Below are 25,072 nucleotides of genomic sequence, written 5' to 3'. Positions count from 1 at the left end.
AGTTATTGTTTACGGCCATAGACCTTGCCAGTCATCATAGAATGCTTTATTCCCGCTTACAAACGGTCTAATAAAGTTGCTTCTTTTTGATGTAGCCAGTGGATATCTCGGCAAGCCCACAATCAATGTTAGACGATTATGATAATCTGGAGTTCTTATCTCGAGCTCTTCATCTACAACTCTTTCATTGTTAAGTCGATCGCGATCATATCTTCCAAAAGCCATCAGGATTGCTTTTTCACCACTTGTATCAAGATAATTTAGATAAAACTCTAACTGCTTGCGTGTAATAACGACAGCTTTGGTGTTGTTTGAATCGTTTTGTTTGTCGAATATGTCATGAAAAGACTGCATGTATATACGGCCAATCGATGTATCAATATGTACATTCGCAAATTTCGGTGCAAGCATCTTTTCTGCAGACTTCGCGTTAAAATAGTCCATTCTTCTTTGTACACGGTTTTCCAGTAAGGCTGCATAAGCTCTTGCTGAATCATAGCAGTTTTCTCTATTAGCAGCTTTTGAGGTATCGTCTATAGTACGATTGCCCGGACTTACATCATCGTTATTATTGCAGGCGATAAAAACCGTGCTTAAAGGAAAGAATACAAATACAAGCAGGCGATTCAAGCGATTCAGAAAGATCAATTTCATAACAGTAGTTTTTAGGTGAAAGAAGTGAACAATTTAATAATCCAAATCTCACGAATCCAACCGCTGTTATCAAGGGTATTTTAGCTCCTAAAGAAAGGTGTTTTCACGGTGCATTGGAAAACTTTCTATAATCAAAAAGGGCCAATCTTTCGATTGACCCCTCTTCCTATTCAATAAACGGAGAATAATCCTCCTTCCATTCATGCCTCCATCTCCTATGACTCCACAGATAATTCGAGGGATCTTTCCTGATCGCATCCTCCAGCGCTTTCTTATATAACAATGTCAACTCCTCAGCGGTGTGATCAGCTCCATTGTCGGCAAGCGGAACAGCTGTAAAAGAATAGTGACCACGCTTGATCTTCCGGAATCCCACATACACCACCGCCGTATTATTCTTCACCGCTCCTTTGCCCGGCCCCGTCACAAACGGTGCAGCCTTCCCAAAAAATTTCAGCCAGAATGCCTTATTCGGCACACCCGGATTCTGATCCGCCGCCAACGCCAGAATGTATTGCTGATTGAAAATAGTATGCATCTTATTCTTGAAATCCCAGGCGGAAACCATGATCGTTCCATAACGTGACCGCGACTTAAAAAAGATCCTGTCGAAGATCTTATTGTTCACCGGCATATAGATCCCGACAAACGGGATCTTCAATAACCGCGCATACATCAGGTTGGCAAATTCCCAGTTGAACTGATGACCCGCCATGATATGAATATTCCGTCCTTTCGCGATCAGATCATTCAAATGATCAACATCACACTGACCCCTGCGCGCAAGTTCCTTCGGACTGATCGAGATCATCTTGATCGTCTCAATGAACGTATCCGTAAAATTCAGGTAAAAATCCTTCGCGATCTTCTTCCGCTCCTCCAGGCTTTTCTCCGGAAAAGCAATCTCCAGGTTTCCCATCACGATCGCCTTCCTGTACCCAACCAGGTAATAGAGAATAAAATAAGCAAGATCTGAGATCAGGAACAGCAACCTCAGCGGCAGCAAAGACACTGCATACAGCAGGCCGTAAACAACATAATACATAACGCGAATTTTGGAACGCGAATTTCGCTAATTAAACTCCTAAAGCATTGATAAACTGGTGACCGGAGCAAAACAGCCAAAACACACAAATCTGGTTAAACTGCAAATTTTCTTTATTTAGACTCCGAAACAAAAAAATCCTTCCACCTCCGGACCCTAATTCGCGAAATTCGCGTGCAAAAATTCGCGTCCAAAAATTCGCGTATAAAAATTCGCGTACCAAGATTCGCGTTTTACATGACGATATTCTGTACCAACTCACTCTTCTGCGGATAATCCGTATTAAAGTGCAAGCCCCTGCTCTCTTTTCGGAATGCGGCACTTTTCACCACCAGGTAACCCACAGTGATCAGGTTTCTTAATTCTAGCAATTGCGGGGAAACTGCGGAACCCTGGTAAAGTTGCTCCGTTTCCTGCCAAAGCAGATCAAGGCGGCTAAGCGCCCGCTGCAAACGGATATTGTTTCGCACGATCCCGACATAGTCACTCATCACCTGCTGCAGTTCCTTTAAACTTTGCGTGATAAGGATCATCTCTTTCGGTTGCGAAGTACCGGTCGCATTCCAGTCAGGGATCTTTTCATTGAATTCAATGCTGCCGATCTTTTCGATCACATCAATAAAACAACGATGCGCAAACACCATTGCTTCCAGCAGGGAGTTGCTTGCCAAACGGTTCGCTCCATGCAGACCCGTACTGGAACATTCACCGCAGGCATACAGGTTGTTTACCGAAGTCCTGCCCCACTCATCCGTTTTGATTCCTCCACAGCTGTAGTGAGCCGCTGGTGCAACAGGGATCATATGCTGTGTGATATCGATCCCGATTGATAAACACTTCTGGTAAATATTGGGGAAATGCTCTATAAATTTTTCTTTGCTGAAATGACGGCAGTCCAGCCAAACATGTTCTGTACCGGTCTTCTTCATCTCACTGTCGATCGCCCGGGCAACAATATCGCGCGGCGCCAGATCCTTGCGCTCATCATACCGCTCCATAAATGCCTCACCACTTTTATTGCGTAAAATTCCGCCATCACCCCTCACCGCTTCTGTGATGAGGAATGCCTGGCCACGCAAACCCGGCTCATACAAGGCCGTTGGATGGAACTGGATGAATTCCATATTCTCGATCCTTCCCTTAGCACGATATACCATCGCTACTCCATCTCCGGTAGCGATTGAAGGATTCGTTGTGGTCCGATACACTTGCCCGTTCCCGCCTGTTGCAAGCAAGGTGATCTTCGCCAGTATTTTTTCAATCTGATTGGTTACAAGATTCAGCGCATACACGCCATAACATTCTGTTCCCGGGGAAGATTTTGTAACAAGATAACCGAGATGATGCTGCGTGATGATATCCACTACAAAACAATGCTTGATCAGCTCGATATTCGGCTGACGGGAAACGGCATCCAGCAATGCACGTTCCATTTCCCAACCTGTTATATCCTTATGATGGATGATCCTGAACTCAGAATGTCCGCCTTCCTTTCCCAGCTTATAATCCCCATCCTTTTCTTTATCGAATTGCGCGCCCCATTCTATCAGCTCTCTCACACGATCCGGACCTTCCTTTACCACGATCTCCACGACGTTCTTATTGCATAAACCGTCACCTGCGATAAGCGTATCATCAATATGCTTCTCAAAACTGTCCTTCTCCAGATCATTTACCACAGCTACACCACCCTGGGCATATTTCGTGTTGGTTTCATCAGCCGCAGCCTTGGTAATGACAACCACTTTTTTATCGGGATAACGGTTTGCCATTTTAAGGGCATAAGTGAGGCCTGCAATACCTGATCCGATCACAAGGAAATCTGTCCGCATAAGTCGCTCTTGATTTCCTGCAAGTTAACACCTAAACAGGAAAATACAGCCAGCTACATGGAACAGGCACACTGAGCGCATAGCAAAATGCCGGTTTCGCTCTTCGTCATTCGGCAGCCGTATGCTTTACGATATCAATGCCTATACCGTTTGGATCCAGGATCGCAAAGTGGCGGTCTCCCCATTCCTCATCTTTCAATTCTACCTCTATCGGGATCTTCAGATCTTTGATGCGTTTGTACTCGGCATCGGCGTCATCAACTTCAATGGTAAGAAACACACCCTTTCCTCCAAAAACAGGTTTGAATACAGCGGCCTGTGACGCCTGGTCCGGCAACATAAAAGCAATCTCATCACTTCCATCAGGCGTATGCAACAATACAAACCAGTCAGATTCGTACCGGATCCCAAATCCCAATACTTCCTGGTAAAATTTCTTCGACTCTTCCAGTTTCGTGGTGATAATACCTGCATTCAGTTTCATAGTTTTCTTTTTTGAGTTATTGAAACAGCCGCTGCCGAAGGCAGCAAACAGAAGGGAAAATATCAATGCTGAAATGATCCTGCACATAAATGTTGGTTTACTTATCCAAAATTCGGACCGGGGAGTGACAACCTTATGTCAGCAGCAAATTCAAATCCTGCATTAATTTTTCGATTATTCTATCCGGGGAAAAGAGCCTTGACGGGAACTGTTGTTATTATTTGGGGGTGGCGTAGGAGTATCGCAATGGACGCTAAGGAGGCGCTAAGGGCGCTAAGAAATCTTTGCGTTCTCTGCGGCTTCTTAGCGTCCATTGCCATATTCCTACGACCTTCTGCTGGAAAGATCCACCTCAACACTCAGCACTTTCGCAGCTCCTCTGACAAGTAAGTATTGAGCCAACCCATAGGTCAGCATGATTACCAAATCAGCAGCAGGAACAGGCTGATAAAATTTATTGATCGCAAGAACAGAATCCGACATAACAAACAGTAAAGCCCCGGCAACCATCAGCCTGCCTGCTATCTTATCTCCAAGATAGATCATGTGCAAAGCCAGCAAAAACATAAAGCTGATCACCAGTCCATATATCCGCACAGGCAGGCGCATTTCACCAAGCCACGGGTTCAACAAGGTGATCAGCACACTATAGTAAACCGCCACAACCAGCGCCGTCCAGAATCGGCTCCTGATCTGCTCCCGCTTTTTTATCTGATGAAAGAAAATAATGTAGAAGATATGTGCAATCAAAAACGAAGCAAGGCCTGACAAAAAGAATAAACTATTGCGTCCCTGAAACATCAGCAAAACATCACCACCCCAAGAAAACAGTAAGGCGAATAAGATAAAGACACCAGGTTTGTTCACACGTCCCGCCCATGTCACAAAACATATCGCAAGCACAGGCATCAGCAAACACTTCGAGATCATTTCCACCATTGACCACTGAGCTGCTAATGATAGCAAATGAACACCCAGTACCAGGGGGAACAATATGAACCCATACTTTCTTTTCATTTTATAACTACGCAGTCAGACCGGAATGCCCGCCTTATCAGTGGCGTCCGCCACCTGTGTTTACGTTTGACCTTTTAATTCTTACTTTCCCCCGGCTCCACCCACGCATCATTCTCCCTCAACAAACCGATCAATTCATCCACCGCCACTTCACTGTTCACATTTTTCTTTACGACTTCCTTGCCTTTGTATAACGTGATCTTACCCGGACCGGAGCCCACATATCCAAAATCAGCATCAGCCATTTCGCCCGGACCATTCACGATGCAACCCATGATCGCGATCTTCACGCCTTTCAGGTGGTTTGTTCTTGACCGGATCTTCGCCGTTGTTTCCTGCAGATCAAACAACGTACGGCCACAACTAGGACAACTGATATATTCTGTCTTGGAGATCCTTGTGCGTGTTGCCTGCAGGATCGAGAAGGCAGTGTTATTCGTAAACTGGTAAATGTCTTTTACTTCAAGATAGGTACGTCCTTTCGCCTGTATATTCTCCATCTGTGCCCGGGAGTTAAATCCAAGACAGATCCCATCGCCAAAACCATCGAGCAGCAAAGAGCCTGTTTCAGCAGCGAAATGGATCAGGTGTTCATCCGGTGTCTGCAATCCACTATCCGTGATCAACACAACAGGGTTATTGATATTCTTCTCCAAAAGCGCTGCAAACATTGTTCTTACACACTGCATGGCATTCGTCTCTGTGCTGCTCAGGCAGATCACCACAGTCGGATCATTGGCAAAGGAATCAAGATAAGGATGTGCGATCACTTCCTCGCCAGGTACAGGCTGGCCCTTGCAATCAACCATTACAAAATTCAACTGATCGCTTTTAGATTCAGCGTCCGCATAACCGCTATCCTGGAAGATCGGGTAATACTTCAGCGGGTCAGCCGCATCTTTCCAGGCTTCAGGATAAACGATCACCTTCAGTGTTCCGGGAAGATGAAAATCCAGCAACTGGTTACCTGTAAACACATAGTCAGCCGCAGCATCACCAATATGCCATTTATCCATGGCTTCATCATAAGTATATCCAATACTTTGCAGATGGGAAGGAGTGATCTGTTCGATCTTACTCAGGTCCGCAATCACTACCGGCACATGTTTGCCACCGACATTACTTACCGCGAATGTTTCCCTGCGCCTGTAATTGAACGGATCGTACGGCAGTTTGCTCTCCTGCTCTTCCTGCGCAGGAATGGTAGCAGATGTATATCTTTTTACGAGGTCCTGGCAAACCGGGATCTCCAGTTCAGGATCTTCTGTGAGAGAAACACGTATCGTATCTCCCAGTCCGTCTTCAAGCAGTGAGCCGATCCCGATAGCGCTTTTGATACGGCCATCTTCCCCGTCTCCCGCTTCTGTTACGCCGAGATGCAGCGGATAGCATTCGCCAAACTCGTCGAACATTGTTTTCACCAGCAGGCGGTAAGCCTGCACCATTACCTGGGGGTTGCTGGCTTTCATGCTCAGCACAATATTATGATAGGTTTCTGCCCGCGCGATGCGAAGGAACTCCATGGCACTTTCCACCATACCAACAGGCGTGTCACCATACCTGCTCATGATCCGGTCACTCAGCGAGCCATGGTTGGTACCAATGCGCATCGCCGTTCCATATTCCTTACAGATCTTCACGAGCGGGGTGAACCGCTCGCGGATCCGGTCGATCTCCTCTGCATAATCAGCATCGGTATATTCTATCAGTTCAAACTTTTTCTTATCGACATAATTCCCCGGGTTCACTCTCACCTTTTCCACGATGCGCGCCGCGATCTCAGCCGCATTCGGTGTGAAATGGATATCCGCTACCAAAGGCGTATGATATCCTCGTTTACGCAACTCATTTTTGATCAGCAGCAGGTTCTCCGCTTCCTTTTTTGAAGGCGCTGTGATCCGGACCAGCTCAGCCCCGGCTTCGATACAGCGGATGGACTGCTCCACCGTCGCGATCGTATCCATAGTATCCGTGGTGGTCATGGTCTGTACCCTGATAGGGTTCAGGTTGCCGAGTAAGAGGTCTCCTATTTTTACTTCCCTGGTAACAAGGCGCTTATATTGGGTGAGGGATGCGGCGTAACGTTGCATAGGTGCAAAGGTAGGGACAATTCGTTGACGGTTGATCGTTGACCGTTGACCGGAAAAGCAGCGCTGGCTGAAGGCGTTACAAAATTATCCTGGCGTGGCGGAACGCAGCGGACGCAACGATACTCGGCGGGCGCGGCGATATACAAATACTTTTCATGGCTGTTTCGCCGCGTCCGTTGCGTTTCGCCGCGTCCGCTGCGTTCCACTACGCCAATATAAAATCAACACTGCTCCGGCACATGTAATAAGTTAGCCCGGCCGCATGACAACCACCCTCAATGATGACCTTCCCGGTCAACGGTGAACGGTCAACGGACAACGAACCACTCTCTACCAATCCTTCCCAACACCTCCGCCCTGCTTCGATTTCTCATTCTGCAATCTTTGCTGAACATCTTTTTCCTTCTGCTCCAGAAGTTGGAGGCGTTGCTCTGCTTCCTTCTGGCTCATTTTAGGCTGAGGCTTCTGCTGCTGTTTCTGTTGTTGTTTTTGTTTTTTGTTGTCGTCTTTTTTGGATTGATTTTTTTTCTTCAGCTCCAATAAGGCTTTTTGAAGGTTCTCGCGGGCATCTTTATCTGAAGGGTCCTGGCGGAGCGCATCTTTATACGCGTCTATACTTTCTTCCAGTTTTTTCTGGGTAGAAAGAATAGCGCCTTTATTGTAGTAGGCTTTTGATTTGACTGAGGCGTCATTCGACTTGAAAGCAAGATCATTCAACACACGGATGGCTTCGTCCGCTTTGTTTTGTTTATACATCGCATTCGCCTGGTTGAACTTCGCTGTAGCATTGTTCGGATCCGTTTTCAATACTTCCGCATAGATCAGCTCCGATTGCGGGTATTGCTGTTGCTTATAGAGCTCATTTCCTTTCTGGATTAGGCGATCGGATTCCTGGCTCCTTGCAGAACCAGCGATCAGCATCATCAATATCATCAATATCGTCAACATGCGGTAATTCATGCTTTTTGCTTTTTTGTCTCCGGAATAAAATATTCTCCTACGATCAGCAGGAACATTGCGAGCGCGAACCAGCCATAGTAAACATCAAAATTCATCAGTGACACATCACCAAAAGCTTTTGTTTCAATCTGTGAAAGCTGTGCCTTTAATTCCTTCACTGCGTTGTCGCTGTCTTCCAGCCGGACATATACGCCATTAGTATTTTGAGCGAGCTGTTTCAACTCTTCTTCATTCAGTTTGGAGATCACCTGGCTGCCGGTTTCATCACGTTTGTTCTGCCCCGTCTCAGGATCTGGGATATATGCTCCCTCCGGCGATCCGATACCGACAGTGTTGATCATCATTCCCTGTGCGGACAATTCCTTTGCCGTTTCAATAGCAGCCGGGTCATGATCTTCGCCATCGGAGATCAGCACCACTGCTTTAAATCTTCTTTCTGCGGGGTTGAACGCATTTGCACTCATCTTTAGCGCATCGCTGATCACGGTTCCCTGCTGAGGCACGGCGCCGGGCGCTGCTGAAGACACAAAAAGCTGTGCCGCCGCATGGTCTGTCGTCAGCGGCATCTGCAGGTAAGCTTTACCCGCAAATACAACCAGCCCGATCCTGTCATCGGGCATTTCCTCCATCAGTTTATTGATCAGTTGTTTTGCCCGCTCCAGCCTGTTAGGAGCAAGATCCGTAGCCAGCATGCTTTTGCTCACATCCAGCGCGATCACCACATCGATCCCTTTGCGTTCGATCCCTTCAGTACTGCCGGGTTTCCGGAGATCCATTACCGCCAGCACACCCACCACAAAAGCGAGGCTAAGCATCCCGGATTTCAGGGAAAATAGTTTGGAAGAAAAATTACCCGTCAGCGCTTTTACCAGATGAGCATCGCCGATCCTTTGTATCACTTTTCTCTTCCATTTCCATAAAAGGAAGAACAGCACCGCAAATACGATCACGCCGCCCAGTAACCAGATAAATTTTATTTCGAGGAATTGGTAGCCCATGGTGGGGTGAAGATAGCAAGAATCAAACCAATGCGGGCTGTCCGTAGACCGTTGCCTGTTGTCCGTTGTCCGGAATGTATCCGTCGATACGGCATGACGGACAACGGACAACGAATTACATCTTCCCTTCAAAAAATCCAAGGTCCTTCAGGATCTCCTTCACCATTTTCAACCGCACTGGTCCCATATCGAAGTTTTTATCATGGGATTCTATGTTGAGGACAAAGAAATAGGGGTGATTGTTTTCTTCGATCCAGCCAACGAGCCAGCCTATATGGCGTCCTGTTTTTTCATCCCAGCCACTCCAGCCGGTCTTATAGCCGAACCGGTAATTGGTATTGTCTTCAAACAGCATTGCCCGTTTCACTTTTTCCTGGTTGATCTTAAAGAACGGGAGCTGATCAAAGTATAGTCTTTTAACAATGCCGAGTTGCTCGTCCGGCGTTATCTTAAGAGAGTTATCCAGCCAGAAAGTATCTACCGCGCTGGTGATCTTTTTTGTACCATAGCTCAGCGTGTCCAGCCAGGCCTGCATCGAATCTTTTCCAATGCGGCGGGCTACTTCCTGGTAGTAAGGGACCGCGGAAACGCGGAACGCATCATACATATTCAGGTCTTTATTCCATTCAGCACGTCTTTGCACTCCATCCCATTTGATCACCATCGTATCGCTGCTGATCACTCCCGTTTGCAGACCGATCAGTGAATTGACGATCTTGAACGTGGATGCGGGAACATAACTGCTGTCCCGGTAGCGCGCAAGATTATATATCGTGAACTTGCCCGTCCCATTATTCATTAACGCAAAACAGCCAGTTACCTTATTCTCATCAAAATACTTTTTCAGGCTATCGTCTTCCTTCACATTGTTTGGAGAACAACTGGCAACAGCCAACAATAAACAGAGTCCGGCAATAACACGCATGGGCGAAAATTTCGGCGAAATTAGTGTTTAATTGTAAAATTCCGGGGCGTTGACCGTTGCCCGTTAACCGTTGTCCGGTAATAATTCTGTTCATCGCCATTTGGTCTCAACTCCGGACAACGGTTCGATGGCCGATGGCCGATAACAGATGGCAGATCAGTTTGAAATGCCTAAGCTGCTGTAGGGCATTTCAAACTCAATGAATATAGCATTTACTTTTAGACATTCTCTTCGGCCATCGGCCATCGACCATCGGCCATCGCTGCTCGCTGGATTCTTCGTACGTTTGCGCCTCTAAACATCCTACATGAACACAAACTTTTCCGGGCGTATCGCCAAAGAAGTAGAAGACATAAAAGCTGCCGGTTTGTATAAAACTGAGCGCATCATTACCAGTCCGCAGGGAGCAGAGATCACGGTGAACGGGAAGACCGTACTGAATTTCTGTGCCAATAATTATCTCGGCCTCTCCTCTCATCCACGGGTGATCGAAGCGGCGCATAAAGCCATCGAAACGCATGGTTATGGCATGAGCAGTGTGCGGTTCATCTGCGGTACGCAGGATATTCATAAAGAGCTTGAGGACAAGATCTCCCGGTTCCTCGGCACAGAAGATACCATCCTTTACGCCGCAGCATTTGATGCCAATGGCGGTGTATTCGAACCGTTATTCGGCGAAGAAGATGCGATCATTTCTGACGCATTGAACCATGCCTCCATCATCGATGGTGTTCGCCTTTGCAAAGCGCAGCGGTTCCGTTATGAGCATAATAATATGGCCGACCTGGAAGCTAAACTGAAGGAAGCAGCAGGTTGCCGCAGCCGCATTATCGTAACAGACGGATCATTCAGTATGGATGGAACGATCGCGCAACTGGATAAGATCGTGGCGCTGGCAGAGCAATATGATGCCGTGATCATGGTGGACGAATGCCACTCTTCAGGTTTCCTCGGCAAAACAGGCCGCGGCACCCACGAATACCGTGGCGTGCTGGGAAAGATCGACATTATCACCGGTACCCTGGGTAAAGCACTCGGTGGCGCTTCAGGCGGTTTTACATCGGGAAGTAAAGCGGCAATCGACATGCTTCGTCAGAAATCACGCCCTTACCTGTTCAGCAATACCCTTGCACCTTCTATCGTCGGCGCATCGATCGCTGTACTGGACATGCTGACGGAAACGACCGAACTGCGCGATAAACTGGAGTCCAACACCAAATATTTCCGGGAAAAAATGACAGCCGCCGGCTTTGATATCAAGCCGGGTGATCACCCGATCGTTCCGATCATGTTGTACGACGCAGTACTGGCGCAGCAATTTGCATCCAAACTGCTGGAAGAGGGTATCTACGTGATCGGCTTCTTCTTCCCGGTGGTGGCTAAAGGCCAGGCAAGGATCCGGGTACAGCTGAGTGCAGCGCACGAGCCGGCGCATCTCGACAAAGCCATCGCAGCGTTCTCAAAAATCGGGAAAGAGCTGGGCGTGCTGAAATAGCCACAATAAATATTTGATTTTCATAACTTTTATAAAAGCCCACGAGCCTATCGTGGGCTTTTTACGTGTAGCGAAGCCCCGTCTGCTCGGAGTTCATCTTTATGGTGCTTTCGGCCTGCCCTGACTGGGTAAGAATACTCCGAAACCAACAGGTTTCTCCGGTCTCTGATCTAGCTTCTTCCATTCATCCTCCGTTATTTAACGGAAGAAGAATGGAGAATGAACGGAGGATGGGTAAATAAATACAGGTCCAACAGTCTGGGCAGCCAAGTAAGATCCCTTTGCAACTGGCAGGCAGGCGGTCCATGCTGCAGCCCCCCGGAGCTCCGATTGATTTGATAACCCGGAGGGAGCGGATGATTTCTCCGATGCCGGCTGTCACCGGGATTGTTATAATTTTCAAAAAACGATGCGCCCATAAGAGCTCAGACCTCCAAAACACGAATTGGCTGCGAATAACTTATAACGCGAATTCGTAGATCTACTAAGTCAGATCCAATCCAGTCACCGGTTTGACAGGTAAAAAACCCTCGTAAAAATTATGAAACCCCAAAAACCGGTACTATTTTAGTCTTCTCAAACACGCGTTGTTATTTGAAGTCCTGCCTCCTTTGAATCCCGCAACAGTTCTATTTTAATCTGACTAAAAAGTACCACATGAAGAAGATTGTTCTTTTCCTGGTGACGGGAATTATTGCTATGAGTTTATTATCATCTTGCGCAGCAACAAAAAGAGACTGCCAGGGGACAAAACACTATAAACAAAAGGGTGGCTTTTACATGTAATCGTTTACCCAATTGATTCGACTACGACCCCGGACCTCGATCTGGGGGTGTAAAGAGTTTAATAGTTTAAAAGTTTAAGGTTTAAAAGTTATCAGGACCCGCTATCATAACCTCAAACTTTTAAACTATTAAACTCTTAAACTTTTAACTTCTAAACTCTTCCCCCTCCCTTTCCCAACCACCGAACGCATGAAACTTCTCGCCACTGCTTTCTTCCTGTTATTTTCACAGATGGGATTCTCACAATCGGCTTTTCCTGCAGGTTGGGCTGGCGCCTGGAAAGGAGACCTGTTCTGGTATAATGGGCCTGGGAAAGAGCCGAAAAAGATAGATATGCAGCTGAGGATCCAGAAGGGCGACACTTGCTGGACCTGGCAGATGACATATGGAAAGCCGGGAGAGGATAACCGGCCTTACTCTTTAATTGCTGTAGATTCGGCCAAAGGGCATTGGGCCATCAATGAGCACAATGGGATTGTGCTCGATCAGTATTTTCTCGCAAACCGGCTGACCGGAGCTTTCACTGTTGGCCAGAACACCATTATCAACAGTTATGAGTTGCGCGGCGATTCGATGATCGTCGAATTTAACAGCCTCCAGTCTAAACCTATCACGGTCACTGGTTTAGGAACGGAGGATTCTCCAAAAGTGGATAGCTACCGCGTGCAGAGTTTCCAGCGGGCGGTGTTGAGGAAGTTCATTGACCGATGATGGTCAGTCGCATTTGAATGTACTTTGATCCTCTTGCGCCGGCCATCGGCATCGAAATAGCCTCTTCCGGGTCGTATTTCACCCGGGGTTTTCCTCATTTCGTAGGCAAAAAACCGCTTTTGGTCAACTAGTCATTGTCTCCCCAAAAAAAGCGATCTATCTTTGTGTAACATTTCCGGCGCAAACAGCGTCAGATATGCTGAAACCAACACACAATGAGGAAAAAGTTATTTATTAAGGTTATTTTGGTCGGTATCGCGATAGCAGGAACAGCATTTGTACTGCTTGCGTTCAGTTCCGCAAATAAAACCACGGCATGCCCCGAGCAGGAAAGCATGGAAAACTGTGCAAAAAAAGGCGAGAATGGCGGCGGCGGCGTTATTTGGGAGAATATTTCCCATCAGTTTTTCTCTTCTTTTTAATACGAAGGCTGCCAAAAAGCCAGCGGATTTTCGCGAACAAATTAAGTCCGCTGAGATACAAACACGCCAGATTCTATTAATTTATTGAAAAATAACACATTACAGGGCTTTAATTAAGCCCTTTTTTAATTTTTAGTTTTGAATTTTTACTTCTTCGCGCTGTAACTTTTGAAGACATCAGTTCGTATCACATAAAATACCGCGTGGCAACACTATTTTTGTCCTGAGCGGAACCGGCTGTTTATGACTGAAAGGGAATACAACGAGTGCGTTGGCACTTATTCTGACAATGTTTATCGCTTCATCCTGAAGAATCTCCGACATGAGGAGGATGCCAGGGATGTGGTGCAGACCGCTTTTGAAAAAATGTGGCGAAACCGGGAAGAGGTAGATCCGCTGCGTGCAAAGTCCTATCTTTTCACGGTAGCCTACCACCAGATGATCGACCATATCAGGAAAGTGAAGAGGATCAGTTTGAAGGAAGAGTTTTCCGAAAACAGCAGGATCCAGGACCGCCCGGCCAATAACCTGAAAAAAGTGCTGGAAGAAGCACTGGCCAGGCTCAGCGAAACACAACGTTCACTCGTTCTGCTGAAAGATTATGAAGGTTATAGTTATGAAGAGATCGGCCAGATCATGGGATTGAGCGAAAGCCAGGTTAAAGTTTATCTTCACCGGGCCCGCGTGCAGCTGAAAGAATATCTGGTTAAAATTGAAAATGTTATTTAAAGGGACACCGCAATATGAATATTGACCGTAAAAATTATGAAGAGTTTTTTATCCTTTACCTGGATAATGAACTGTCTGCCTCTGACCGCCAGCTGGTGGTGGAGTTCGCCGCGGCAAATCCCGACCTGAAAGCTGAACTGGACCTGCTGATGCAAAGCAAGCTCAGTCCGGATCTGGAGATCACCTTCTCCGGCAAAAACGCACTACTCAAATCGGAGAGCGAGATCTCTGCAGGCACCACGTCGATGCTTCTGTACATCGACCAGGAACTTCCTGCCGCTGAAAAAGCATCGTTTGAACAGTGGCTAGGGCAAAACCCGGCTGCTCAGAAAGAATTGAGCCTGTTGCAACAAACAAAATTGCAGCCCGAACATATTTCATTCCCGTATAAAGATCTCCTTTATCGCCCGGAAGAACGACGTGTAGTGCCGATCCGCTGGTGGCGCATGGCAGCTGCTGCTGTTTTGCTCCTTGGTATCAGCTCTGCAACCTTTATGTTCAATCAGCACCGTTCAGGTAAAGTGATTGCGGGCCGTACAGGTGAAGAAACAACTTCTCTTGCACAGCGTAAAGACGCTGCTGTGAAAACCGACACACCTTCTTCGCAGATCGAACTGCCTCAGGCAATGGATCAGGTGGCGACAAATAACGAGTACAGCACTGCAGAACAAAATACCCGCTCTGGCGACGCCGTTTCGGCTGATGCAGGCAATAATGCAAATGCAAATAGCAGCTCTGCAAAAGTGAAAGCTGCGGACGCTGATATAACATCAACAGCAAATCCGCTGCCGGTGAATGACCAGGCTGCGCCAACGATCACTTCAGGCGATGAAACAAATCATGTAGTGGCAAAACGCACACAACTAAACAGTCTGCTCACAGGCAACTCGGATACTCCTGACGAGTTTCAGGCTGACCCTTCTTTAACAATCAGTAAGCAAATAAATCCTTTGCCTGCTGTAACCCAGGAAGAGGATCAACCGTTAGATATTATGAATGAGCCAGGCAAAAAGAACAAGCTCCGCGGGTTTTTCCGGAAGATCACAAGGACGTTTGAAAAGACTACAAACATCAAAGCTACAGACGGCGAAGATCGTTTACTTGTAGGCGGCCTGGCGATCAGATTTTAAGTTACCATTTAAAGAATAGAGAGATGAAAAGAATTTTTACACTGTGCATAGCATTATGCACCATGGCTACAGCTTTTTCCCAAACTGACTCAACAACAAGAACCACTACGGATACTTCAGGCAAAAAAAATCCGGATACGATCAGGATCGGAGGAATGGTGATCATCCGCGAACAGGGCGGCGGCGGTGGAGATACTGTAAAATCGAAACGTAACCGCAACTTCAATGTGAATGTTCGTCTTGGTCGCCGCAACTATGATAAGCCTGCGAATATCAGCACCAACTGGTGGATCGTTGACCTGGGTTTTTCCAACTATAATGATAACACAGATTATGCAGGCGCCGCTGCACAGAGTTTTGCACCAGGAAGTAATGAAGACTGGTTCAAACTTCGTCCGTTCAAATCGCGCAATGTCAACATCTGGGTGCTCACACAACGGATCAACCTCGCCAAACATATAGTGAACCTGAAATACGGCATCGGCATTGAATTGAACAACTATTTCTTTGAGGATAAGTCGATCCGCTTCAACAAAAATCCCACATTGGTTGATCAGTCATACTCAGGTCTTACTAAAAACAAACTTGCGGCAGACTACCTGACAATGCCTGTGATGCTGAACTTCAATTTCACACCCAATAAGAGCCGGGCTTATGGATTTAGCGCCGGTGTCAGCGCCGGTTATCTTTACAGCGCACGTCAGAAGGTCAAACTGGATGGCGACGTAGATAAAACAAAGGGCAATTTTGATCTGCGTAAATGGAAACTGTCTTATGTAGGTGAAGTATCGCTGGGTGTCGTGAAACTCTATGGTTCTTACGCGTTCAAGAGCATGTTCGAAAAAGGACTGGATATGACGCCGTATAACTTTGGCTTCCGTTTTTCTAACTTTTAAAAGAACTAAAAATAAAAAATTCTTATATAAAGTAAAAAAGGGTCGTATTTATACGGCCCTTTTTTACTTTATAATTCTCTTTTTTGACTTTAAATCCCTCCGGGATTTTTCTTTGCATCATTTTTGCATAGAGCGTACCTTGTCAAACAATCGTTAAAGACGATTGATGTGAAAATAAAAATCCAGTACTTCCGTTTTTATCCGGAAGGATAAAGCAGTTAATATGAAAAGCGTTGTTGTTCTAACCTCCGTGATACTGGCCTCTGGCCTGCTAACTGTAAATACGAATAAGCCGGTGAACTCAGCTCCGGTATCCACTTCCTTCAAACGAACTTCAGCAGCGCCGGAAGGTGCGGTCAGCATTACTATCGATAAGTCGGATTATGAGCTTAGTGTATATGATGAAAAAGGATGGTATGCAACTTACCCCGTTGTATTTGGGAACAATAGCCTGGAAGATAAAAAAATGGAGGGCGATAATAATACGCCCGAAGGAAGCTTCAAGATCATCAGCAAGCGTGTGCATGAAAAATGGTATCGCTTTATGGCAATAGATTATCCGACAAAAGAAAGCTGGGATAAATTCAAAGCAAGAAAACAACGTGGCGAAATTCCGGCGAATGCCAGCATTGGCGGAGCCATTGGTATTCATGGCACCTATCCTCATGAAGATTTTGTCATCGACAAATTCAAAAACTGGACAATGGGTTGCATCTCCATGAAAAAGGATCATGTTCTGGAGATATATGGCTTTACAGGTGTAGGGACGAAAGTCACTATTCGTAAATAAGAAGTAAAAAGTCAAAATTAAAAATTAAAAAAGCGCGGCTGATGCAGTTTTTTAATTTTTAATTTTGACTTTTTACCTTGTACCTCACTCTGGAATAGTTTTTGCTCCTTTCCCGCACCAACTATATTATTCAGGAAAACCTCTGTAAAGCAGCACTTATCCGGGCTGCTTTATTTATTACTACAACTTACCATTCTTTATTTCCTCAACCACAGATGGATCGAGAAGAGTGCTGGTATCTCCAAGATTCGAGGTTTCGCCTTCTGCGATCTTACGCAAGACCCTTCTCATGATCTTTCCGCTTCTTGTTTTTGGAAGACCGCTTACAAACTGGATCTTATCCGGCTTGGCGATCGGACCGATGATGCGTGAGACCGTTTGAATGATATCCTGACGGGTGCTTTGCTCATCTCCTCTGAACCCGGTTACAGTCACATATGCATAAATTCCCTGGCCTTTGATATCGTGTGGATAGCCTACAACTGCGCTTTCGACAACGCTCGCATGCATATTGATCGCGTTCTCCACCTCTGCGGTGCCGATACGGTGTCCACTGACATTCAGTACATCATCCACCCGACCCGTGATGCGGAAGAAGCCCTGGTCATCCCGCAGCGCTCCGTCACCCGTGAAATACATATTCTCGTAAGTGCTGAAATAGTTTGTTTTGAAACGCTCATGATCCCCGTAGGTGGTCCTTAATATCCCGGGCCATGGCGCCTTGATACATAAGTTTCCTTTATAATATCCGTCTGCGTCTTTTTCGGTGATCTCCTGCCCCTTCTCATCAACGAGCAATGCCTGCACACCCGGCATCGGCAGTGTAGCCCAGGAGGGCACTGCGGGGGTTACGCCTGCGAGATTGGTGATCATCAGGCCTCCTGTTTCTGTTTGCCACCAGGTATCTACGACCGGGCATTTCTTTTTACCAATATGTTCGTCATACCAGTGCCATGCTTCTTCATTGATCGGCTCTCCCACCGTACCGAGCACTTTCAGTGAGGCAAGGCTTTTACCTTTCAACGGATCGAGCCCGAATCCCATCAGGCTGCGGATGGCTGTAGGAGCGGTATAGAGAATGTCCACCTTATATTTATCAATGATATCCCAGAACCTTCCGGCATCGGGCCAGGTGGGGACGCCTTCAAACATGATCGACGTGGCGCCGGCCGTTAGCGGACCATAAATAATATAACTGTGCCCGGTGATCCAACCGATATCAGCGGTACAGAAATGAACCTGCCCCGGCTGATACTGGAACGCATTTACAAATGTGTAGTTGGTCCACACCATGTAACCGCCGCTGGTATGCACCACGCCTTTGGGTTTGCCGGTGCTGCCGGATGTGTAAAGGATGAACAAAGGATCTTCGGCATCCATTACTTCGATCTGCCCATACCCTTCTGCCTGTTCACCGCTTTCTGTTACTGCGCGCATCTCATCTTCCCACCACACATCCCGCCCTTTGATCATACTCACAGGCGTGCGGGTACGTGTATATACGATCACGCGTTTAACGGTCTTGTTGCCGATCAGCGCATCATCGATCACACTTTTCAGGGGAATATCCTTTCCACCGCGATACGCGCCATCGCAGGTAACGATAAATTCAGCCTTGGCGTCTTCCAAACGGTCTGCGATACTTTGCGCGGAGAAACCGCCAAAGATCACGCTGTGGATCGCACCGATCCTTGCACAGGCCAGAACGGCATAAGCAAGCTCAGGCACCATTCCCATATAGATACAAACCCGGTCCCCTTTCTTTACACCATTATTCTTTAATACCTGTGCAAACTGGCAAACGCGTTTGTGCAGACGTTCATACGTGACCACCCTTGTCCTCTCTTCAGGATTATTGGGCTCCCAGATAATAGCAGGCTTTTCCGCAAGAGAAGGCAAATGCCTGTCGAGACAGTTCTCCGTGATATTTAATTTGCCGCCGGCGAACCATTCGATCTTAGGCTCTTTGAAATCCCAGTTGAGCACTTTATCCCACCTTCTTCTCCAGGTAAAATTGGACGCAATGTCTCCCCAGAACTTTTCGGGGTCTTCAATACTTTGCTGATAGGCTTTTTTGTATTCTTCTAGCGACTTGATCTGGTAGGGATATGACATTACAATCTGTTTTGTTGATTATTCGATGCGTTGAGTCAAAAGTAAAAAGTAAAAATTAAAAAACTTTCGGTCTGAAATATAAATATAGGAGGATCGTAACAGATGTCGTTTCGGATTTGATGAATAATGCCGGTAACGTTCTCGCCAACTTTTTCATTACTTACAGATCCAGACAACATACAACTGTTAGCTAACTCTTTTTTTTACTTTTTAATTTTTACTTTTTACTTCCTCCCTGATGCTTTATCTTTCGAAGGCAACTTGTACATATGAATAATATCTCTTCCCGCGGCATCCGAACGGTAATTGCTGCATCTTCTGTCGGAACATTGATCGAATGGTATGACTTCTACATATTCGGAATGCTGGCCAAAACTATCAGTACGCAGTTTTTCCCTGAAGGCAATGCAACGGCTGCCTTATTAAGTACGCTGGCCATTTTTGCCGCAGGATTTATTGTAAGACCATTTGGTGCATTGGTATTTGGGCGACTGGGGGATCTGATCGGCCGTAAGTATACCTTTCTTGTTACACTTGTATTGATGGGTGGATCTACCTTCCTGATCGGGCTCGTACCCGGTTATAAGAGCATAGGCATGGCCGCACCATTGCTGGTCCTGCTGCTAAGGCTGTTGCAGGGGTTGGCGCTTGGAGGAGAATATGGCGGTGCTGCGACGTATGTAGCAGAATATGCGCCTAAAGGGAAACGCGGTTATTATACAGCATGGATACAGACAACAGCAACACTGGGACTTTTCGTTGCGCTTGGCGTGATCATGCTTGTAAAAATGAACATGACTGATTCTTCTTTTAATGCGGAATGGGGTGGCTGGCGCTATCCGTTCTGGATCTCCATCCTGCTGGTAGGTGTATCAATATTCATCCGGATGCGCATGTCAGAGTCTCCATTATTCTCAAAGCTGAAAGCAGAAGGAAAAACATCGAAGAACCCGTTAAAAGAAAGTTTCCGTAATAAAGCGAATTTCAAAATGGTATTACTGGCCTTGTTTGGCGCCGCAATGGGCCAGGGAGTGATCTGGTATACGGGACAATTTTATGCGCAAAGTTTCCTGGAAACAAAATGCGGGATCGAGTTTGAACAAAGCCGTACGATCATGTTATGGGGAATTGCATTTGCCACCCCATTCTTTCTGTTCTTTGGCTGGCTGAGCGATAAAGTGGGCAGAAAATGGATCATGCTGATCGGGATGTTGCTGGGCATTGTCACCTACCGGCCCATCTTTAATTTTTTTCTTACGGAAAGCAAAGTCGAAAACCAGTTGCTGAAAGATGGGAAGCTGGCTCTGCAACCCGAGAACGCCCAGATAAAAAAAACCGACACTCTTGAAAAGAACGGAAATCTTGTTTTCATCAATCATATTGAAACGAAAGAACAATTTGCAGATGGGTCAGCGGTAACCTTCCAGTACCGCGATACTATTGTATCGAATCAGGGTGTTCTTGATTTAAAGACAACGGTGTCTTCCGTTCCTGTGGCTGTCAATAAGCATCTGACATCGGCAACATACTGGAAATTCGTAGCACTTGTGTTTGCCCTCATCCTGTATGTAACGATGGTATATGGTCCTATCGCCGCATTCCTTGTGGAGTTGTTCCCTACAAAGATCCGTTACACATCCATGTCATTGCCTTATCATATTGGCAACGGCGTATTTGGAGGGCTCGTGCCATTTATTGGATTACTGCTGACCACCAGTTTCCCTGCGGATGCACTGGTTGGATTATGGTATCCGATAGGGGTCGCATCCCTGTGTTTTGTCATTGGCGTAGTATATCTGAGCAATAAGATCGACGAAAATGTAACGGATTAAAAACTTTAAACTTTTTTTATGAATACTGTAAAAAAGCTGCTTGGCCTGGTTTGGCTCATACTTGCACCTGCGGTGATCTACTTCCTGGTAAGTGGGGCTATCACTCATATCGATCCCTCTGGTACTAAGGACATTAACAACCCGGTTGTCTGGATCATCATCATCCTGATCTTCACACCGATCGCCATCGGGCTGTTTATATTCGGTCTTTATGCATTGAAAGGAGAGTATGCCAAACTGCCTTCAAAGTCGGACGAACTCAATTAAACGGGGATAAAACCCCGTCTGAATCAAATGATAATGTAAAAAATACCCAAACCTTTTTTCTCTCTCGCTGTTTTAGTATATTTTTACGCTGAACGCAATGAAAAAAGCAGTCTCAACATATCAGCTAAGACATTATATCACCAGCATTACGATGCTGCTGATGATGGTATGGCTGACGGTGAGCACGCCTTTTGTATTTGCGTCTCAATCCAAAGCTGCTTATCAGCAAGCGCTGTCAGCCGCTTCTTCCCAGAGCACAGATGATAGTACGGCAGATGATGAACAAGCCTGCACGCCGCTGGGTGGTACAGAAGAAAAGACCTCTAACGGAGTCAATTCCATTTCGGAAGAGTACTTGCATATGGATAGTGAGCTTTTCCACCTGGCAGAGCTTTCTTTAAATCACACGCCACAGCATACCATCTCTGAGTATGTTGCTTTTCACGGCGAATTACTTTGTCCTCCCCCAAACTGCATAGGATAATAACGGCATTTCTGTGCCTTGTCCTGTAGTAACTAATGCCTTACACGCTGTTGAAAAGCAGCTGGCTGATGTTCCAACGTATTTATTTCAAGTTCACTATTCGTCCCGCATGAAAATTGTGGTGGCATTTAATCAATCTATTATTTAAGATCAACAAATGAGAACGCATACAAAAGAGTTTCAACAGAACTTGACTCCCTCTGATGCTTTTGAAGTATTGAAAGAGGGCAATAAACGTTTTATCAATAACCTGAAACTGAATCGTGACCTTCTTCAGCAGATGGACGAAACTGCTAACGGACAATATCCGTGGGCTGTGATCCTGAGCTGTATGGATAGCCGTACATCGGTTGAGCACATCTTTGACCAGGGGATCGGCGATATTTTCAGTATCCGTATTGCGGGAAATGTGGTAAATGACGATATAGTAGGCAGTATGGAATATGCCTGCGCAGTGGCAGGATCCAAGCTGGTGGTTGTATTAGGACACACGAAGTGTGGGGCGATCAAAGGCGCATGTGATCATGTTCAGCTGGGCAATCTGACTGGCCTGCTGGAGAAAGTCAACCCGGCAATTGAAAAAACATCCGCAGCATCAAAAGAGACCACTAAAGAAAACTATGCTGAGATAGTTGCCCAGGCAAACGTGATCGAAAGCATGAATGAGGTCCTTGAGAAAAGCACTATACTCCGTGATCTGTATGAAGAAGGAAAGATCGGAATCGTAGGCGGTATCTACAATGTGGAGAATGGGAAAGTAAGCTTTACCCGTGTAATGTTTGCTGAGTCAGAAGCGGTAGTAGAAGAAAGCGCAACAACTGTATAAGTAGAAGTGCTCCGGCACATCAATATATCTACAAAAATGCTGGATAGGTCGCTTACGCGATCGGTCCCGTTTTTCTCAGAGTTGATTTTGCGGCCCTGCTTGTCTAGGCGGGGCCTTTTTTTCCGCAGTCCTTAAAATTAAGAAAATGATAAGAATAGAATTAAAATGAAATAAAGTTTCAGTTCTATTTTTCATCGCAGGACTTTAAATCAAATAGTTACTCATTAAAAAAGCAGCGGCTGTAAATGTAATTTTAGTGTAATCTTTCCGGAACATTCTTTGATGCTTATTGTTCTGGGATAACTTTACTCAGTGTATGATATTCCGTCGAAACATATTGATCATTTCCGGTAGCATTCTGATGATAATGATGCTTCTCTGGCTCACCATCAGTGCACCATTTGTAGGCGCCAGTATGCAGCTCAAGGCTAAAACGGAAAAGAAAGGTAATTCGACATCGCCGCTGGCCGGCAGTGAGGAAGAAAAAGTCTCCTCTTCGCCGTCTTCCACAGCCAATGAATACCTGCACGAGAATGAAGAACTCCAGCATGCTTCCACAACGATCGTAACTTCTTATCGCACGCATCATATTACTGCGTATATCGCATTTCATGGCGAGCTTGTTTCGCCGCCGCCAAAAGCGTAAGCCGCAAGCGGTTCACTCCGACATCACTTTGACGATGGCTGATGGCCGTTGGCCTGGCTTTGGGCCGATACTCATGCATAGATTGGCGACCTTTTCAGATCCTGAAGCATTCTGCTGAGACTGCGTGCTTAGACCAGCCAATGACCATGTTATCTGCTGAAGCTGCGGCATCCGCAGTCTGTCATCTTCCTTTGAACAAAATCGGAAAATCACTGATCAAAGAATACCCTGTATCTACTTTACTATCAAAACAAGTTGTTATGGCACCTCGTGCAAAAGATTATCTCAAGAGTCTATCGAACGACATTCCATCCTCTATCGTAGTATTCCTGGTGGCGCTCCCCCTGTGTCTTGGCGTAGCGCTGGCATCCAATGCACCACTATTCAGCGGCCTTATTGCCGGCATTGTCGGCGGCATCGTGGTGGGCCTGTTAAGTAAATCACATTTGAGTGTAAGTGGCCCTGCAGCTGGTCTTACAGCCATCGTAGCAGCTGCTATCATCAGTCTTAATTCTTTCGAAGCGTTTCTTGTCGCAGTTGTTATAGCAGGCGTACTGCAGGTGATACTCGGTTTTTTGAAAGCTGGTGTGATCGGAGACTATGTTCCTAACAATGTGATCAAAGGAATGCTGGCCGCGATCGGTCTGATCCTTATTCTTAACCAGTTCCCTCACCTTCTTGGTGACGACTCTCATTTTGAAACAGATGAAGGCGTGCCTCAGGATAAGGGCAATATCTTTTCCAACTTCATCGGTGCATTCGGACACATCACACCCATAGCATTGCTGATCGGCGGAGGCTGCCTTGCGGTCTATTTTGCCTGGGAAAAGATCGTGGCCAATAAAAGCGGCTTCATTAAACTGATCCCGGCTCCTTTGCTGGTTGTATTGATCGGTGTCGGACTGAATTCTCTTTTTCAGAGTAATGGAAACGCATTGCAGGGAGAGCATCTTGTGATCATCCCGCAGGCATCAAACGCAGGTGAGTTCCTTTCCTTCTTCAAAAGGCCCGACTGGAGTGTGATCGCGAATCCGGCTGTCTGGATGACGGGAGTAACACTTGCACTGGTAGCGAGCCTTGAATCCCTGCTGAGCATTGAAGCGGTTGACGATCTTGATCCGTATCAGCGCGTAACACCAACCAACCGTGAGTTAAAAGCACAGGGTGTTGGTAATATCCTTTCCGGCCTGCTTGGTGGTTTGCCTGTAACAAGTGTGATCGTACGTTCTTCTGCCAATGTTAACTCAGGTGCAAAAACAAAAATGTCCACCATTCTGCACGGTTCACTATTGTTGCTTTGCGTGGCATTTATCCCCGCCATTCTTAACCTGATCCCGAAAGCGGCCCTTGCTGCGATCCTGATCTTCACCGGTTATAAACTGGCTAAGCCATCGCTGTTCATCAACTTCTATAAAAAAGGATGGGATTCATTCCTGCCATTTGTGATCACGATCGTAGCGATCCTTGCCACCGATCTGCTGAAAGGTGTGATCATTGGTATCGGTGTTGGTCTGTTCTTCGCATTCCGCAGTAATTTCCGTTCAGCTGTATTCGTGGTAAATGATCAGAATAAATTCCTGTTCAGGCTAAGAAAGGATGTTTCCTTCCTGAACAAGGCCATCATCAAACGCAAGCTGGAAGAAGTGCCTGAAAATTCTTTTGTATTGATCGATACAACGCGTGCCGACTATATCGATCGTGATGTTGTCGAAACGATCGAAGACTTCATGATCGCTGCTCCGCTGAAGAACATTGAAGTAGAGCTTAGAAAAAGCCGCACGAAAGAACAGGGGTTTCATGATCTGGTGGCCGGATCCGAACCCAATTCCCATATGATCATCCGTGAACATGATAAGGATCTTGCGAAGCTGGCCAACTGATCAGGCCATTGATGATACGCTTCCCTGCGCCTCGAAAACATAATACAAACTAAAAAGA

General features: G+C 46.3%; 24 protein-coding genes. 14 read left to right on the top strand and 10 right to left on the bottom strand.

Going from position 1 to position 25,072, the window contains the following annotated elements:
- Positions 1 to 9: 9 nt before the first annotated feature.
- The 9 genes from LZZ85_RS06480 to LZZ85_RS06440 all read right to left on the bottom strand — a co-directional run bounded on the left by LZZ85_RS06480 (position 10) and on the right by LZZ85_RS06440 (position 10,005).
- Complete coding sequence (locus LZZ85_RS06480; protein WP_237869846.1) at positions 10 to 654, bottom strand: hypothetical protein; 645 nt, start codon at positions 652 to 654, stop codon at positions 10 to 12.
- A gap of 166 nt (positions 655 to 820) precedes the next feature.
- Positions 821 to 1,699, bottom strand: coding sequence for a lysophospholipid acyltransferase family protein (locus tag LZZ85_RS06475; RefSeq protein ID WP_237869844.1), 879 nt, complete (start codon positions 1,697 to 1,699; stop codon positions 821 to 823).
- A gap of 233 nt (positions 1,700 to 1,932) precedes the next feature.
- Entirely contained in the window at positions 1,933 to 3,531 is a 1,599-nt protein-coding gene (gene nadB, locus LZZ85_RS06470) for an L-aspartate oxidase (RefSeq protein ID WP_237869842.1), read from the bottom strand.
- A gap of 106 nt (positions 3,532 to 3,637) precedes the next feature.
- Positions 3,638 to 4,102 carry a VOC family protein gene (locus LZZ85_RS06465; RefSeq protein ID WP_237869840.1) on the bottom strand — a complete coding sequence of 155 codons (465 nt, stop codon included), beginning with the start codon at positions 4,100 to 4,102 and terminating at the stop codon, positions 3,638 to 3,640.
- 237 nt (positions 4,103 to 4,339) lie between these two features.
- A complete protein-coding gene (locus tag LZZ85_RS06460) occupies positions 4,340 to 5,032 on the bottom strand; it encodes a lysoplasmalogenase (protein ID WP_237869838.1) in 693 nt (230 codons plus the stop codon).
- Between the two features lie 74 nt (positions 5,033 to 5,106).
- Positions 5,107 to 7,122, bottom strand: a complete 2,016-nt coding sequence (gene ispG, locus LZZ85_RS06455) for a (E)-4-hydroxy-3-methylbut-2-enyl-diphosphate synthase (RefSeq protein ID WP_237869836.1) — start codon at positions 7,120 to 7,122, stop codon at positions 5,107 to 5,109.
- Between the two features lie 330 nt (positions 7,123 to 7,452).
- Positions 7,453 to 8,082: a tetratricopeptide repeat protein gene (locus LZZ85_RS06450; protein ID WP_237869834.1), complete on the bottom strand. Its 630-nt coding sequence runs from the start codon at positions 8,080 to 8,082 to the stop codon at positions 7,453 to 7,455.
- On the bottom strand, positions 8,079 to 9,080 hold the full coding sequence (locus LZZ85_RS06445; RefSeq protein WP_237869832.1) for a VWA domain-containing protein: 1,002 nt from the start codon (positions 9,078 to 9,080) through the stop codon (positions 8,079 to 8,081). The genes LZZ85_RS06450 and LZZ85_RS06445 overlap by 4 nt, the downstream gene beginning before the upstream one ends.
- Positions 9,081 to 9,195: 115 nt before the next feature.
- The gene (locus tag LZZ85_RS06440) at positions 9,196 to 10,005 is read right to left on the bottom strand and encodes a penicillin-binding transpeptidase domain-containing protein (RefSeq protein ID WP_237869830.1); all 810 of its coding nucleotides are present in this window, start codon (positions 10,003 to 10,005) and stop codon (positions 9,196 to 9,198) included.
- Positions 10,006 to 10,312: 307 nt separating this feature from the next.
- Here LZZ85_RS06440 and kbl point away from each other — a divergent pair, with 307 nt between their 5' ends.
- The 8 genes from kbl to LZZ85_RS06405 all read left to right on the top strand — a co-directional run bounded on the left by kbl (position 10,313) and on the right by LZZ85_RS06405 (position 16,964).
- Complete coding sequence (gene kbl / locus LZZ85_RS06435; protein ID WP_237869829.1) at positions 10,313 to 11,500, top strand: glycine C-acetyltransferase; 1,188 nt, start codon at positions 10,313 to 10,315, stop codon at positions 11,498 to 11,500.
- 657 nt (positions 11,501 to 12,157) lie between these two features.
- Complete coding sequence (locus LZZ85_RS28365; protein WP_255724004.1) at positions 12,158 to 12,286, top strand: hypothetical protein; 129 nt, start codon at positions 12,158 to 12,160, stop codon at positions 12,284 to 12,286.
- Positions 12,287 to 12,475: 189 nt separating this feature from the next.
- A complete protein-coding gene (locus tag LZZ85_RS06430) occupies positions 12,476 to 12,997 on the top strand; it encodes a hypothetical protein (RefSeq protein WP_237869827.1) in 522 nt (173 codons plus the stop codon).
- A 215-nt stretch (positions 12,998 to 13,212) separates the two neighbouring features.
- Entirely contained in the window at positions 13,213 to 13,419 is a 207-nt protein-coding gene (locus LZZ85_RS06425; protein WP_237869825.1) for a hypothetical protein, read from the top strand.
- 243 nt (positions 13,420 to 13,662) lie between these two features.
- Positions 13,663 to 14,148, top strand: a complete 486-nt coding sequence (locus tag LZZ85_RS06420) for an RNA polymerase sigma factor (RefSeq protein ID WP_237869823.1) — start codon at positions 13,663 to 13,665, stop codon at positions 14,146 to 14,148.
- Between the two features lie 14 nt (positions 14,149 to 14,162).
- Positions 14,163 to 15,278, top strand: coding sequence for an anti-sigma factor (locus LZZ85_RS06415; protein WP_237869821.1), 1,116 nt, complete (start codon positions 14,163 to 14,165; stop codon positions 15,276 to 15,278).
- Positions 15,279 to 15,301: 23 nt separating this feature from the next.
- Positions 15,302 to 16,174, top strand: a complete 873-nt coding sequence (locus LZZ85_RS06410; RefSeq protein ID WP_237869819.1) for an outer membrane beta-barrel protein — start codon at positions 15,302 to 15,304, stop codon at positions 16,172 to 16,174.
- Between the two features lie 223 nt (positions 16,175 to 16,397).
- On the top strand, positions 16,398 to 16,964 hold the full coding sequence (locus LZZ85_RS06405; RefSeq protein ID WP_237869817.1) for a L,D-transpeptidase family protein: 567 nt from the start codon (positions 16,398 to 16,400) through the stop codon (positions 16,962 to 16,964).
- A 180-nt stretch (positions 16,965 to 17,144) separates the two neighbouring features.
- Here the strand turns inward: LZZ85_RS06405 and acs are convergent, their stop codons facing one another.
- Positions 17,145 to 19,079, bottom strand: a complete 1,935-nt coding sequence (gene acs / locus LZZ85_RS06400; protein WP_237869815.1) for an acetate--CoA ligase — start codon at positions 19,077 to 19,079, stop codon at positions 17,145 to 17,147.
- Between the two features lie 269 nt (positions 19,080 to 19,348).
- On the opposite strand from acs, the gene LZZ85_RS06395 reads away from it, so the two are divergent.
- The 6 genes from LZZ85_RS06395 (at position 19,349) to LZZ85_RS06370 (ending at position 25,014) form a co-directional block, all read left to right on the top strand.
- Positions 19,349 to 20,911, top strand: coding sequence for an MFS transporter (locus LZZ85_RS06395; protein WP_237869813.1), 1,563 nt, complete (start codon positions 19,349 to 19,351; stop codon positions 20,909 to 20,911).
- 18 nt (positions 20,912 to 20,929) lie between these two features.
- Entirely contained in the window at positions 20,930 to 21,178 is a 249-nt protein-coding gene (locus tag LZZ85_RS06390; RefSeq protein ID WP_237869811.1) for a DUF6814 family protein, read from the top strand.
- Positions 21,179 to 21,275: 97 nt separating this feature from the next.
- On the top strand, positions 21,276 to 21,662 hold the full coding sequence (locus LZZ85_RS06385; protein ID WP_237869809.1) for a hypothetical protein: 387 nt from the start codon (positions 21,276 to 21,278) through the stop codon (positions 21,660 to 21,662).
- A gap of 157 nt (positions 21,663 to 21,819) precedes the next feature.
- A complete protein-coding gene (locus LZZ85_RS06380) occupies positions 21,820 to 22,488 on the top strand; it encodes a carbonic anhydrase family protein (RefSeq protein ID WP_237869807.1) in 669 nt (222 codons plus the stop codon).
- Positions 22,489 to 22,804: 316 nt separating this feature from the next.
- The gene (locus LZZ85_RS06375; RefSeq protein WP_237869805.1) at positions 22,805 to 23,134 is read left to right on the top strand and encodes a hypothetical protein; all 330 of its coding nucleotides are present in this window, start codon (positions 22,805 to 22,807) and stop codon (positions 23,132 to 23,134) included.
- Between the two features lie 260 nt (positions 23,135 to 23,394).
- The gene (locus LZZ85_RS06370) at positions 23,395 to 25,014 is read left to right on the top strand and encodes a SulP family inorganic anion transporter (RefSeq protein ID WP_237869803.1); all 1,620 of its coding nucleotides are present in this window, start codon (positions 23,395 to 23,397) and stop codon (positions 25,012 to 25,014) included.
- Positions 25,015 to 25,072: the final 58 nt, after the last annotated feature.

The sequence above is a fragment of the Terrimonas ginsenosidimutans genome, assembly GCF_022012415.1.
GTDB lineage: Bacteria > Bacteroidota > Bacteroidia > Chitinophagales > Chitinophagaceae > Terrimonas_A > Terrimonas_A ginsenosidimutans.
This window is presented reverse-complemented; position numbering and strand designations above follow the sequence as displayed.

Excerpts from the sequence above, each read along its gene's own strand:
- LZZ85_RS06480 (WP_237869846.1), bottom strand. The coding sequence starts at position 654 with ATGAAATTGATCTTTCTGAATCGCTTGAATCGCCTGCTTGTATTTGTA.
- LZZ85_RS06475 (WP_237869844.1), bottom strand. The coding sequence starts at position 1,699 with ATGTATTATGTTGTTTACGGCCTGCTGTATGCAGTGTCTTTGCTGCCG.
- nadB (WP_237869842.1), bottom strand. The coding sequence starts at position 3,531 with ATGCGGACAGATTTCCTTGTGATCGGATCAGGTATTGCAGGCCTCACT.
- LZZ85_RS06465 (WP_237869840.1), bottom strand. The coding sequence starts at position 4,102 with ATGTGCAGGATCATTTCAGCATTGATATTTTCCCTTCTGTTTGCTGCC.
- LZZ85_RS06460 (WP_237869838.1), bottom strand. The coding sequence starts at position 5,032 with ATGAAAAGAAAGTATGGGTTCATATTGTTCCCCCTGGTACTGGGTGTT.
- ispG (WP_237869836.1), bottom strand. The coding sequence starts at position 7,122 with ATGCAACGTTACGCCGCATCCCTCACCCAATATAAGCGCCTTGTTACC.
- LZZ85_RS06450 (WP_237869834.1), bottom strand. The coding sequence starts at position 8,082 with ATGAATTACCGCATGTTGACGATATTGATGATATTGATGATGCTGATC.
- LZZ85_RS06445 (WP_237869832.1), bottom strand. The coding sequence starts at position 9,080 with ATGGGCTACCAATTCCTCGAAATAAAATTTATCTGGTTACTGGGCGGC.
- LZZ85_RS06440 (WP_237869830.1), bottom strand. The coding sequence starts at position 10,005 with ATGCGTGTTATTGCCGGACTCTGTTTATTGTTGGCTGTTGCCAGTTGT.
- kbl (WP_237869829.1), top strand. The coding sequence starts at position 10,313 with ATGAACACAAACTTTTCCGGGCGTATCGCCAAAGAAGTAGAAGACATA.
- LZZ85_RS28365 (WP_255724004.1), top strand. The coding sequence starts at position 12,158 with ATGAAGAAGATTGTTCTTTTCCTGGTGACGGGAATTATTGCTATGAGT.
- LZZ85_RS06430 (WP_237869827.1), top strand. The coding sequence starts at position 12,476 with ATGAAACTTCTCGCCACTGCTTTCTTCCTGTTATTTTCACAGATGGGA.
- LZZ85_RS06425 (WP_237869825.1), top strand. The coding sequence starts at position 13,213 with ATGAGGAAAAAGTTATTTATTAAGGTTATTTTGGTCGGTATCGCGATA.
- LZZ85_RS06420 (WP_237869823.1), top strand. The coding sequence starts at position 13,663 with ATGACTGAAAGGGAATACAACGAGTGCGTTGGCACTTATTCTGACAAT.
- LZZ85_RS06415 (WP_237869821.1), top strand. The coding sequence starts at position 14,163 with ATGAATATTGACCGTAAAAATTATGAAGAGTTTTTTATCCTTTACCTG.
- LZZ85_RS06410 (WP_237869819.1), top strand. The coding sequence starts at position 15,302 with ATGAAAAGAATTTTTACACTGTGCATAGCATTATGCACCATGGCTACA.
- LZZ85_RS06405 (WP_237869817.1), top strand. The coding sequence starts at position 16,398 with ATGAAAAGCGTTGTTGTTCTAACCTCCGTGATACTGGCCTCTGGCCTG.
- acs (WP_237869815.1), bottom strand. The coding sequence starts at position 19,079 with ATGTCATATCCCTACCAGATCAAGTCGCTAGAAGAATACAAAAAAGCC.
- LZZ85_RS06395 (WP_237869813.1), top strand. The coding sequence starts at position 19,349 with ATGAATAATATCTCTTCCCGCGGCATCCGAACGGTAATTGCTGCATCT.
- LZZ85_RS06390 (WP_237869811.1), top strand. The coding sequence starts at position 20,930 with ATGAATACTGTAAAAAAGCTGCTTGGCCTGGTTTGGCTCATACTTGCA.
- LZZ85_RS06385 (WP_237869809.1), top strand. The coding sequence starts at position 21,276 with ATGAAAAAAGCAGTCTCAACATATCAGCTAAGACATTATATCACCAGC.
- LZZ85_RS06380 (WP_237869807.1), top strand. The coding sequence starts at position 21,820 with ATGAGAACGCATACAAAAGAGTTTCAACAGAACTTGACTCCCTCTGAT.
- LZZ85_RS06375 (WP_237869805.1), top strand. The coding sequence starts at position 22,805 with ATGATATTCCGTCGAAACATATTGATCATTTCCGGTAGCATTCTGATG.
- LZZ85_RS06370 (WP_237869803.1), top strand. The coding sequence starts at position 23,395 with ATGGCACCTCGTGCAAAAGATTATCTCAAGAGTCTATCGAACGACATT.